This is a genomic window from Kiloniella laminariae DSM 19542 (genome assembly GCF_000374005.1).
GTDB classification, from domain to species: Bacteria; Pseudomonadota; Alphaproteobacteria; order Kiloniellales; family Kiloniellaceae; genus Kiloniella; species Kiloniella laminariae.
Genome location: NZ_KB893146.1, coordinates 114,583 through 126,504 on the forward strand (window position 1 = coordinate 114,583; position 11,922 = coordinate 126,504).

Genomic DNA, 11,922 nt, shown 5'->3' on the forward strand with positions numbered 1-11,922 from the left:
TATGAAGTCAGACGGAGCCATTATGACCACCCCGAGCATTTCTGTGAATAGCCTTGCACCCAAAGCGGAAAAGAAGCCTTTTGTACACGAGCTTCACGGGTTGCAGAGAGAGGACAGTTATGCCTGGTTGAGGGCGGAAAACTGGCAAGAGGTTATGCGGGAACCTGCCAAGCTGGCACCTGATATTCGGGATTATCTGGAACAGGAAAATGGATACTGTGAAGCGGTTATGGCTGATCAGAAGGATCTGAAACGGCAGCTGTTCGAGGAGTTGAAGGGCCGGATCAAGGAAGATGATTCTTCTGTGCCATCGCCAGATGGCCCCTGGCTGTATTACACCCGGTATGAAGAAGGCTCTCAGCATCCAATCTTTTGCCGCAAGGGGCGTGATGGTGTCTCTGGTGAAACAGTTCTGCTCGATGGTAACAAGGAAGCAGAAGGGAAGGGGTATTTCCAGCTTGCCAGCTGTGTGCACAGCCCGGATCACCGCTATCTTGCCTATAGCGTCGATGAGAAGGGCTCGGAATATTACAGTTTGAAGGTCCGGGATCTGGAAACTGGCGCTGAACTGGACGACCTGATCGAGAATACCTCGGGGGCTGTGGTCTGGGCAGGGGATAACAGAACAGTGTTTTATACGGTTCTGGATGAGAATCATCGACCCTCAAAAGTACTGCGTCACCTGCTCGGGGATGACGAGAACCTTGATGTCCTGGTGTATGAAGAGCCGGATGCGGGTTTTTTTGTCGGGGTCGGGAAAAGTGAATCCGGTCGCTTTATCCAGATACTGGCTCACGACCATCAGACATCGGAAGTCCATCTGGTTCCGGCCAGTGCCCCGACTACAGCACCTGCAGTGGTCGCCGTACGCCAGACTGGACTGGAATATGAGGTCAGTGACTATGATGACCAGCTTCTGATTCTGACCAATGCGGATGAGGCCGAAGACTTTAAAATCTGCACGACACCGATTGCCACGCCATCACAGGAACATTGGCAGGATCGGGTGCCGCATCAGCCAGGTGTGCTTATCCTGAGCCTGCTTGTGTTTGAAGGCTTTATGGTGCGTCTGGAAAGGGTCGAAGGTTTACCCCGGATTGTCATTACCAGTTTTGTTGATGACCAAGAGCACCAGATTTCTTTTGATGAAGAAGCCTATAGTCTGGGAATGTCCGGCGGGTATGAGTTCAAAACCACCAGTTTGCGCTTTTCCTATTCTTCTCTTTCGACGCCTTCACGGGTTTATGATTATGACATGGCCAGTCGGGAGCGGGTACTGCGTAAGGAAGACGAGATCCCCAGCGGTCATAACCCGGAAGATTATATCGTCCGTCGTGTGATGGCGCCGTCTCATGACGGCGCACTGGTGCCTGTCTCAATTCTCTACCGCAAAGATGTCGAACTCGATGGTAAGGCACCCCTGCTTCTCTATGCCTATGGTTCCTATGGTAACGCCATACCTGCCGGGTTTCAGCGCAACAGTTTCTCTTTGGTTGACCGGGGCTTTGTTTACGCCATTGCCCATATTCGCGGTGGTACGGATAAGGGGTATGGTTGGTATAAAGACGGGAAGATGTTGAAAAAGAAAAACACCTTTCTTGATTTTATTGCAGCAGCAGAACATCTGATCGCCAAAGGTTTTACCTCGGCCGGCCGCATTGCAGCCCATGGCGGCAGTGCTGGTGGCATGTTGATGGGGGTTATCAGCAATCAACGGCCGGATCTGTTCAAGGCGGTGGTGGCCGATGTGCCTTTTGTCGATGTGCTGACCACCATGTCAGACCCAAGTTTGCCTCTGACACCGCCAGAATGGCCTGAATGGGGTAATCCAATCACGGATATCGCGGCTTATGAGTATATTCGCTCCTATTCTCCCGTAGATAATGTCACGTCTCAGGGGTATCCAAACATGCTGGTAACAGCAGGCCTAACGGATCCAAGAGTGACTTACTGGGAGCCGGCAAAATGGGTTGCCCGTCTGCGCGAGCTGAAAACCGATACTAACCTGCTGCTGTTCAAAACCAATATGTCGGCAGGGCATGGTGGAGCTTCGGGGCGTTTTGAGCGCTTGAAGGAAGTTGCCTTGATGGATGCTTTTCTGCTGAAGGTATTTGCAGCGTAATTGTCAATGACGGGAACGCTGGGCGCGGCGGGAACTCTGTCGCGCTACTTTACGGACTAATGCCTGTCACCGGACAAGTTTTTGTCGCCAGAAAGGTTCGTCCTGTGACGGCGGGGTGTTCAGTACCAGGGTACAGTTGGGAAGAGTTGTACCCTTTTCGTATTTGGCATGCTCTGTAACGGCCCAGTAGATACCGCCATGGGCAACAATCAGTACAGGTCCTGGCCGCGTGAGCGCCTGGTTTATAGCAGCAGTCGAGCGATCAATAAAATCCTGATAGCTTTCAGCGCCTTTGGGGGTGAAATGACCTGCTTCCCAGTCGGGCATCCAGTTATGGCCCGTTTGCCCCTCGTATTCTCCAAAGCAGCATTCCTTGAGGTCGTCCAGGATCTCAATTTCAGCGCCGAGAGCCTTTTGTAAAATCTTCGCGGTATCAAGGGCCCGCGACAGCGGGCTGGCGCAAATGGTTGCGATCTCGATACCCCGGATTGCTTCAGCTGCAGAATAGGCCTGGGCAATTCCTGTAGCGTTGAGGGGAACATCAGTATGCCCTTGAAGCCGATGGATAATATTCCAGTCAGTTTGTCCGTGACGGATATAATAAAATGGTTTGGTATGGAGAGTTTTTTGCATCTGCACATGATGGAAATGTCGTGAGAAAAGTCAAAGCAAATCCGTACAATCGTGTGACAGGAAGCTTTCCTTGATCTCTTTTGTAAGGTCAGGGAGCGCCATTCCGGCACCGCCTGACCTTGTTGTTTTTGATGGTTCTCAGGGCTGGGCTGTTTTTACCCTCGACCAGATTCGAGTGACCAGGCGCTGAATCTTTGGCGGGTTGGTTGTTGTGATGAAGAGTTTTTTCATTACATCTTCTGAAGGATAGATTGCAGGGTCGTCTAGAACTAAGGGTTCCAGGTAGGCTTGTGACGCTTTGTTGCCATTGGCGTAATAGACATAGTTAGAGGCCTTGGCGATGGTCTCGGCTCCAAGGATATGGTTGATGAAGGCATGGGCTTCATCTGGATGAGGGGCATCTTTGGGGATGGCCATCATGTCGAACCACATCAGGGCGCCGGTTTCAGGGATGACATATTTGATGTTGATACCATCTCCGGCGTCGTTAGCCCTTGCTCTTGCCTGAAAGACGTCTCCCGAGAAACCTGTGGTCAGACAGATATCGCCCGCAGCCAGTGCAGAGATATATTCTGAGGAGGTGAATTTGCTGATGTAGGGGCGAATGGCTTTCAGCACAGCCTCGGCCTTTTTGATGACCTCAGGATCTTTGCTGTCGGGATCTTCGCCGATATAATGCAGGGCAGAAACAATCATTTCATCCCCGGCATCGACCATGTAAACGCCGCAGTCCGCAAATTTGGAGACAACTTCCGGGTCAAAGATCATACGCCAGGAGTTTACAGGGGCATTGGGCATGCGCTCGAGGATTTTAGCTTCGTTATACCCAAAGCTGGTTGTGCCCCACATGTAATTGATGGCGTACTGGTTCCCGGGATCAAACTGGTCGGTCCGCTGTGCTATCAGATCCCAGAGGTTATCCCAGTTATCAAGTTTGGATTTATCAAGCTTCTGAAAAACACCAGCCTGGATCTGCCTGGTCAGAAAGGCATCTCCCGGTACGACCACGTCATACCCGGAGTTGCCTGCCAAGAGCTTTGTTTCTAACAAATCATTGGAATCAAAAACATCATAGACAACTCTGATGCCGGTCTTGGCTTCGAATTCCTGAAGGATCTCTTCATCAATATAGTCGGACCAGTTGTATACATGAACTACCCGATCCTGTGACATTGCCGGATAAGACAGGACCAGAAAGCCCGCCAGGACAAGTAGAGCTGATTTGATATTTGACTGCATTCTTTTTGCCTCCATCAGTCGATTTGCGAGGCTCGAGCTTCATTTAACCTGTGATCACTGGCATTGACGCTATGCGACATTTCCGACTCTGACAATGGTCCGGCCAAGGCTGTAACGAGATGTTTTGCAAAACCAAAGGCGTTAGCGAGTATATGGTTATTGGCCGAATGTCTGGCTTGGAAACTGATTTAATTTGCTTTTTCAGATTTTCGGAGATGGAGCCCTATAGGATTGATATGAACGCTTGTCATGAAGTCATCAAAAATTTTTCAGGAATTTTCATGGCCTTTCTCTCGATAATTTGGGCATATTTACCGTAATAGCCTTGGTGATCGGACCAAAACAAAACTCTTTTGGAGTAGATCTGATGCAACGCGCCTTTGCCAATATACTGAGTGACAATATTTCGGGGACCGCAAAGTTTTACGAGGAGCTTCTCGGGATGACCCGGCATTTTGACTCGGACTGGTTTATTATCCTGTCGCACCCCGATATTGAGGGGCTGGAGTACGGACTATTGCGGCGTGATCATGCAATAGTTCCTGAGCCAGCACGAGCTGCACCAGCAGGTATTATCATGACCTTTGTAGTAATGGACTGTGATGCCATTTATCAGCAAGCGCTGCGAATGCAGGCGGAAGTTGTCGAAAAGCCTACGGACATGGCGTATGGTCAACGAAGAATGCTGGTTCGCGATCCTGAAGGGACGATCCTTGATATCAGTTCACCAGTAGCCTCACAGCCCTGAGCGGTCATTTTTGAGATCTGGTGGAGTGGTTGTGGTCAGTGAGGCATTTTTTTAAAGAGATAGAGGATGGTGCCCAAAATCAGGGCACCTAACGGCATGATAAGAAGCTCCCAGGTCATCTGTTCAAGCAGGATTGATTTGAGGAACAAAACAGCAAGGATAACGATCACGATTTCAAGTAAGAGTGCTTTGAGCTCTGTAACGGTACTGATATGCCACCAGGGGTTTGATGCTGTATGAGGGGCATTTTCGTGGGGCGCGGTATTGGAATCTGGTGCTGGATCGGGGCAGATAACAAAAATTCTGTAAATACCGCAGGCAAGAATCAGTAGAACCAACGCAAATAGAAAGGTGTCTACCGCCTCAACCATGGTGACCAGCGCAACTTCGCCGTGGCTCAGGTGGTTATATTCTTCAGGCAGAATGCGCTGGAAATAACCAATAATTGCCGAATAGGTTTTATAGCTACCGAGATAAAAGAGAAAGACCGAGCCTGCCACAGAAGAAGCCGTGGCGATCAGGCTGATGTATCTAAGGGGCAGAATCCATTTCATGGTTAGTCTTTCTGATGGGATAAGTGCCTCCATCATACACAGAAAAAGCCTGCTTCACGCAGAGCGTACTTTTCATTGGAGGGAATCTCTCACGGGAAAGCTTGTGCCTGATATATATTCTCTCCTTCAAGGAAGGTGGCCAGTACTTTGGTGCTGCTGATACGGTCTGTTGAAACTTCGAACAGGTTTTGATCAAGGACAATGAAGTCAGCCAGCTTGCCGACTTCAAGCGAGCCAACACGGTCTTCCTGTCGCATGCTGTAGGCGCCGTTGACTGTATAAGCCTCTATGACCGAGGCAAGGTCAGGCAGAGCTTCTGTTCCCCGGGTCAAAGCATGCTCCATGCCGATGAAGGGGTTCATCGGGCTGACATCATAGTCACTGCTCAGGGTAATCCGTGCACCGGTATCGTAAACCGTCCGCAGAGGGATCGGATTGTTGGCGCGATCACCTATCAGTTCACCTTCAGGGGCATACTCTTCGGGGAAGGTCCAGTCACCGGCAACCTGGAAGTCAGCAACGGTATCCAGCTGTTGAAAACGTGGAAGATCGAGAGGGTCCGCGATTTCAACATGAGTCAGACGGTGACGCCGATCTACAGCCAGGCCGTTTCGGCTACGGACCTTTTCAATCGCATTGAGGGATTCGTGTACAGCCTGATCACCAATGGTGTGGATAAGGAAGTCAAACCCAGTTTGTTCCAGCTCTGTCATAAAAGTAGTCAGGCGCTCTTCGTTGAAATAGTTGAGACCTTTATTGCCTTCGATGCCCAGCCCGAGATCGGCTTTATAGGGCGCTTTCATCTTTGCGGTGGTGTTGCCGACAATGCCATCGCTATAGACCTTGATCTGGTTGATTCTCAGCAATCTATCGGGATTGTTGGAATAGAGAGACTTCATTGTCTCCATCTGGTCATCGGCAAGCTCAGGATAAGCCCACAAGGCCAGGTTGACACGGGCGGTCAGGGTTTCTTCCCGTTCTGCCCTTTGCCAAACGGTGTGGTGGTTGCGGGTCCAGTAACTGCGCGCATCAACAGCTGATGTAATGCCGTTCTCAGCCAGCAGTTCGAGATTTTCCAGTAAGCCTTCGTACATGAGGTCCATGAACTGGGGTGTTTTTTTGTGTGCATTGGCCTCAATCATCATGCCGGCATTGTCAATCAATATACCGTTGGGCTGACCTGTGTCCGGGTCTTTGACAATAATCCCCCCAGGTGGGTTTGGTGTATCGGCTGTAATGCCTGCTGCTTCCAGAGCCTGGCTGTTGGCCCAGTGGGAGTGAGAGGTGAATTCCATCATCAATGCTGGACGATCATTGATGGATTGATCGAGAATTTCGATAGGAGGACGCGCTGTATCGAGCAGGTCTCCAATATAATGTCCCCAGCCCAGTACCCAGTTTGTACCAATCTGCCGGGGGGCACAGTCGATGAATTCTTCATGGTAGGTTTCTGGATCCCTGCCAGCTTCAAGCATGCAGGTTCCTGCAGCAAGATTGCCAGCCTCAAGGGGGTGCATATGAACATCATGGATCCCGGGCATGACAAATTTACCGTTCAGGTCGATGACCTGTGTTGTTTCGCTCGAGAAAGATTCAGCTTCTGTGGCCTTGCCGATAAAAATAATTTCGCCTTGGTCTACCACCATTGCTTCTGCCCAAGGTTGGGCCGGGTTTACCGTGTAGATCGTGGCATTTGTGATAAGCAAATCTGCAGCTTGTGTCCCGGTAACTGGCAAGGAAAAGGCAAAGGAGAGGGCCGTTGCCAATGTGATGGGCGTTGTGGTGTGGCTGGGCATCATGTCTATCCTTTGTCTGGATTGGCCGGGCAGGAAGCCTGCAGTTCATGGTGTTGGAATACTTCCCGTTTGTATAGGCCCATAGATAATTGCATCAAGTTGATGAGAAAAGTGAAACTTCCTCATCAATTTGATGCAAAAAATCAATGGATGGAATACCTCTCCGGGAACGGCTAGCGTGCGTGAGGAACCAGGGGGCCGATTGCCTGTATTGTCAGGTTAAAGAGTTGGCTCTGTGACGAAATGCGAAGCCGATTATAGATATTTCGGCGATGGGTTTTTACGGTTTCAGAGCTGATACCCAACAAAATTCCAATAGAAAAAGAGGAATGCCCCCGCAGGATCAGGGCGATAATTTCCGCCTGCCGATCCGTCAGGGCGAGGCCATGATGTTTCTGAAAAGCAGATTTTATTCGGGGGGAAAGTGGATCAGGCGTTTGCTCGTCCGGTATTTTGGGCAAGTCAGAAAAGTTCTGCCAGTGCTGCTGCATCAACGCGCACAGTAGAGGGGTGAGTTGTCTCAGAACTTTTTCTTCTGTTTTCGTAAACCTCTGAGGTAAATTGGAGCCACGCAAGAGGGAGAAAGCAAGACTGTATCCTGAGCCACTGCTGGTCAGGATAACCAGTTCGTCCCGATTGCCAGTCTGCTGATAATAGGACTTGTAGTAGCTGGAGCGGCGGAAGTGGTCTGCAGTCAAATCTTCCAGCCGATATAAGCCGGGGGGGATTTTGCCAAGATGGGCTTCGAAGATCGGGTCCAGCATATAGGCTGCGGTCATGTAATCAGGGATGGTTTTCTCGACGGAGGGGGTACTGTAATCCTTGAACAGAAGATGGGGGGCTGTCTTGCCGTGGTAGGCAAGGATAAGCGCGTGGTCAAAACGCAAGACACTTCTGGTAAAGTTGACAAAAAGGCGGGGAAAATCTTCATCGTGCAGATGGTCGATTACCGTTGATAAGGCGTTGATCTGCATTGCTTGCTGCCGTTGATGATGAAAAGAAAATTGAGCCTGACGCCGAAACAAGCCTGACAGGATAGGGCAAGTCCAAACCCGCGACCATCCCCCTAAAGAAGTAGACCTCTGTTGGTATTCCTGCCAGTAGATAGCCCAGATATCTTCCCTCGACTGATAAGAAGAAACAAGAAGGGAACGATCATGAGAATTGTCAAAGTGGCAGCCACGCAGATGGCTTGTAGCTGGGCGCTGGAGGACAATGTAGCGACAGCCGAACGGCTGGTGCGTCTGTCTGCGGATCAGGGCGCACAAATTATCCTGCTGCAAGAGCTTTTTGAAACGCCGTATTTTTGTATTGAGGAAGATCCCTCATACTTTTCTTTGGCCAGGTCAAAGGTTGATAACCCGCTTATCCAGCGATTTCAGTCACTGGCGCGTGAGCTCAAGGTCGTCCTGCCGCTCTCTTTTTTTGAAAAAGCTGGCAATACCCGCTTTAATTCACTTGTGGTGATTGATGCCGATGGTGGGATTGCCGGGCACTATCGCAAAACCCATATTCCTCACTCACCAGGTTATGAGGAGAAATATTACTTCAGTCCTGGGGATACCGGATTTGTGGTGGTCGATACTCGTTATGGGCGGGTAGGCGTGGGGATCTGCTGGGATCAATGGTTTCCGGAAACAGCACGCAGCCTAGCACTTCAGGGGGCGGAGTTAATGTTTTTTCCTACCGCGATCGGCAGTGAGCCGGGAGTGGAAGGCTACGATAGCCGGGAACATTGGCAAAGAGTGATGCAAGGGCATGCGGGGGCCAATCTGGTTCCTGTTATTGCTTCAAACCGTATCGGTCAAGAAAGCGTGGGCCAAACATCTGTCGAGTTTTATGGCTCTTCTTTTGTCGCTGATCATTTCGGAGCTATCGTTGCAGAAGCTGATCGAGCGGGTGAGGCTGTGATTGTAACAGAGTTTGATCTGGACGCCGTCCGTGATGATCGCGAGGGTTGGGGTATTTTCCGTGATCGGCGCCCCAGTTGGTACAAGGGGATCCTGTCGCTTGCTGGTGAAGGCTAGAGGCCTAGATGCCGGTCTTTACGGCGCCTTTGATGATCCAGCTATGCAGTTTCTCGACGGAGGATCGTTTGGCAAAACGCGGGTTCTTGAGAAGGTAAAAGGCTTCCTGTGTTTCGAGAGTGAGATCAAAGGGCTTGACGAGACGACCATTTTTGATCAGGTCAGAGGCCATGGTTAGGCTGCCAAGTGCAACGCCATGGCCCAGGGCCGCAGCGTCCAGAGCCAAGGCTGGATCGCTGAAGTTCATGCCCGTAATAAAATCGAGTTCTGCGGCGCCTGCGTGATGCAGCCAGGATTGCCAGTCATCTTTTCGTTCATCGTGAAGGAGAGGGTATGGGGCAAGATCTGTCGGAACGATAATAGGTCGTTCCGACGTAGGCATCCCTGGCGCATAAAGTGGCGTGAGGTAATCCGGAAAAAGCTTGATTGCCTCTATCCCATGCCAGTTGCCGTCCCCGTAAGCAATTGCAAGATCAATCTCGCTGCTTTCGAGGTCTAGGGGGTCGTCGCTGGTATAGATCCATGGCTGGATTTCAGGACAACTTGCCTTGAGCATGCTTAGACGGGGCAAAAGCCATTTTCGGGCGATCATCGGGGTTGTGGCAAGAACAACTGAGCCGGGTTTGAGGTAGTGTCCCAGACGTTGTTGGCCTTGAGAGAGGGTCTCCAACATTCTGGTAGCTGTTTCCAGAAAATCATGTCCGGCATCCGTCAGGGTTACCGAGCGTTTGACCCGCCGAAACAGGGGTTGCCCAAAAAATTCCTCCAAGGCCTTGATTTGATGACTTACTGCGGATTGGGTGATGTTCAATTCTGCAGAGGCCAGGGAAAAGCTGCCCAATCGGGCTGCTGCTTCGAAGCCTTCAAGCGAGGTCAGGGGCGGGAGACGTCCAAATTTTCTATTCATGAGTAAAATTGATAGATGAGATGAAAAGGGATCGTTTGTGTGACGGAGTTCATTGCGAAATCATAGGATAAATATTGGCTGTCAGCAAACAGGATAAATTTGTTGCTGGCAAAATGATGAAATATTTTGGTCTTTAATGTGTTGAGGTAATAGAGGAGATGGTTTCTATGAAGGAAGCTCAGCTAGATAAACCGAAGTCCAGTCCGGGATTTTCTCATGGTCAGATGCCTGCTGAATGGGAGGTACATCACCGTACCTGGATGGCTTGGCCCAGCCGGAATGAAGTCTGGGGATCTTACCTGGAGGAAACCAAACGGGAGTATGCGACCGTTGCCAATGTGATTCGGGAATTCGAGCCACTTACGATGATTGTTCATCCTAAAGATCTGGGTGAGGCAGGTCAGTATCTTGCCTCGGATATCGAGATTTTGCCGGTCAAGATTGACGATTCCTGGGCCCGTGATAGCGGACCCAACTTCCTTGTCAGTACTGAGGGCAAATTGTTGGGAACCTGTTGGCGGTTCAATGCCTGGGGGGAAAAATATCATCCTTATCATAACGACGCAGCGTTGGCCGCGCGCGTGGTTCGAGAGGCTGGGGGTGAGATTCTTTCCTCCCCCTTGGTTGGGGAAGGCGGGGCGATCTCGGTTGATGGAGAGGGAACTATCCTGACGACAGAATCTTGCCTGCTCAATCGCAATCGTAATCCGGGCTGGAGCAAGGAGGATGTCGAGAAGGAGCTATGCAGGACTCTTGGGGGAGAAAAGGTGATCTGGTTGCCTGGTAATCCCAAGGAAGAGGAAACGAATGGTCACGTTGACGGGGTGGCTGTTTTTGTCCGTCCGGGGGTTGTGCTTGTTGAGCAGTCAAGAGATCCGGGGCACCCCTTCTATGAAGAACAGAAAGCCAACGTTGCCGCCTTGCAGGGACAGCTCGATGCGCGGGGCCGAAGGTTGGAGCTGGCTTTTATTGAGGATGCCTGGGGGGTTGAAGAGCCCAATGATAAATTTTGTCTGTCTTATATTAATTTTTATCTGGTCAATAACGGGGTGATTATGCCGAAGTACGGTGTGCCTGCCGATGCCAGGGCGGAAGCTGTTCTGGCAAATCTGTTCCCGGAACGAAAGGTTATCTCTCTCTCTATTGATCATATTGCCAGAGGGGGCGGCGGAATACATTGCATTACCCAGCAACAGCCAGCCTTGAAAGCACGCTAAGCGTGCAGCCTTCATAAAATAAGCCCCGTCCTATTGAAAGGCGGAGCTTATACATCAAGAGGCACGAACATTTGTTACGATGTTCGTGCCTCTTGATTTTTGAACTGGTTTTTTAGTAGCTCTTGATCGTTCAGATGTACTGGATCTTTACGATTTCATAGCCTTTGTCGCCAGCAGGAGTCCTTACTTCAATCGTATCGCCTTCTTCCTTGCCAATCATGGCACGGGCGATAGGAGAAGTAATGGCAATGCGTCCGGCTTTGACGTCGGCTTCGAGGTCTCCTACCAACTGGTAGGTGGATTCTTCGTCGGTGTCTTCATCGGCAATGGTTACAGTTGCGCCGAATTTGACTGTCGAGCCAGACATGGTGGCCACGTCGATGACTTCGGCACGGGAAATCCGTGCTTCCAGTTCCAGAACGCGCCCTTCGATGAAGCTCTGTTTCTCGCGTGCTGCGTGATATTCGGCGTTCTCGGAGAGATCACCGTGCTCACGTGCTTCAGCAATCGCACGAATAACAGTCGGCCGTTCAACCACTTTGAGGTTGCGTAACTCTTCTTCAAGTCGGGCGAGGCCCTCCTTGGTCATAGGGAACTTTTCACTCATTCGCGTTTCCAGGCGCAGGCGTTGATACAAACAGCAACTCCCGATTCTACCGCATGATTCAGGCGGAATCGG

General features: G+C 50.7%; 11 protein-coding genes. 4 read left to right on the forward strand and 7 right to left on the reverse strand.

What is annotated here, in order from left to right:
- Window positions 1-22 precede the first annotated feature (22 nt).
- Complete coding sequence (locus B152_RS0111265) at window positions 23-2,122, forward strand: S9 family peptidase (RefSeq protein WP_157231046.1); 2,100 nt, start codon at window positions 23-25, stop codon at window positions 2,120-2,122.
- Window positions 2,123-2,188: 66 nt separating this feature from the next.
- Here B152_RS0111265 and B152_RS23415 read toward each other — a convergent pair whose 3' ends face one another.
- A complete protein-coding gene (locus tag B152_RS23415; protein WP_157231047.1) occupies window positions 2,189-2,755 on the reverse strand; it encodes a histidine phosphatase family protein in 567 nt (188 codons plus the stop codon).
- A 138-nt stretch (window positions 2,756-2,893) separates the two neighbouring features.
- A complete protein-coding gene (locus tag B152_RS0111275; RefSeq protein WP_026261485.1) occupies window positions 2,894-3,994 on the reverse strand; it encodes a polyamine ABC transporter substrate-binding protein in 1,101 nt (366 codons plus the stop codon).
- 367 nt (window positions 3,995-4,361) lie between these two features.
- Between B152_RS0111275 and B152_RS0111280 the strand changes: the two genes are divergently transcribed.
- A complete protein-coding gene (locus tag B152_RS0111280) occupies window positions 4,362-4,742 on the forward strand; it encodes a VOC family protein (protein ID WP_026261486.1) in 381 nt (126 codons plus the stop codon).
- Window positions 4,743-4,777: 35 nt separating this feature from the next.
- Here the strand turns inward: B152_RS0111280 and B152_RS0111285 are convergent, their stop codons facing one another.
- From B152_RS0111285 to B152_RS0111295, 3 genes are all read right to left on the reverse strand, one after another.
- Complete coding sequence (locus B152_RS0111285; RefSeq protein WP_020592530.1) at window positions 4,778-5,296, reverse strand: YqhA family protein; 519 nt, start codon at window positions 5,294-5,296, stop codon at window positions 4,778-4,780.
- An 89-nt stretch (window positions 5,297-5,385) separates the two neighbouring features.
- The gene (locus tag B152_RS23420; protein WP_020592531.1) at window positions 5,386-7,095 is read right to left on the reverse strand and encodes an amidohydrolase; all 1,710 of its coding nucleotides are present in this window, start codon (window positions 7,093-7,095) and stop codon (window positions 5,386-5,388) included.
- A gap of 170 nt (window positions 7,096-7,265) precedes the next feature.
- Window positions 7,266-8,066: a helix-turn-helix transcriptional regulator gene (locus B152_RS0111295; protein WP_020592532.1), complete on the reverse strand. Its 801-nt coding sequence runs from the start codon at window positions 8,064-8,066 to the stop codon at window positions 7,266-7,268.
- A gap of 183 nt (window positions 8,067-8,249) precedes the next feature.
- Between B152_RS0111295 and aguB the strand changes: the two genes are divergently transcribed.
- Window positions 8,250-9,119, forward strand: coding sequence for an N-carbamoylputrescine amidase (gene aguB, locus B152_RS0111300; RefSeq protein ID WP_020592533.1), 870 nt, complete (start codon window positions 8,250-8,252; stop codon window positions 9,117-9,119).
- A gap of 4 nt (window positions 9,120-9,123) precedes the next feature.
- On the opposite strand, the gene B152_RS0111305 is transcribed toward aguB, so the two are convergent.
- On the reverse strand, window positions 9,124-10,026 hold the full coding sequence (locus B152_RS0111305) for a LysR substrate-binding domain-containing protein (RefSeq protein ID WP_020592534.1): 903 nt from the start codon (window positions 10,024-10,026) through the stop codon (window positions 9,124-9,126).
- A gap of 167 nt (window positions 10,027-10,193) precedes the next feature.
- Here B152_RS0111305 and B152_RS0111310 point away from each other — a divergent pair, with 167 nt between their 5' ends.
- Complete coding sequence (locus B152_RS0111310; protein WP_020592535.1) at window positions 10,194-11,243, forward strand: agmatine deiminase family protein; 1,050 nt, start codon at window positions 10,194-10,196, stop codon at window positions 11,241-11,243.
- Window positions 11,244-11,373: 130 nt separating this feature from the next.
- On the opposite strand, the gene greA is transcribed toward B152_RS0111310, so the two are convergent.
- Complete coding sequence (gene greA / locus B152_RS0111315) at window positions 11,374-11,850, reverse strand: transcription elongation factor GreA (RefSeq protein ID WP_020592536.1); 477 nt, start codon at window positions 11,848-11,850, stop codon at window positions 11,374-11,376.
- Window positions 11,851-11,922: the final 72 nt, after the last annotated feature.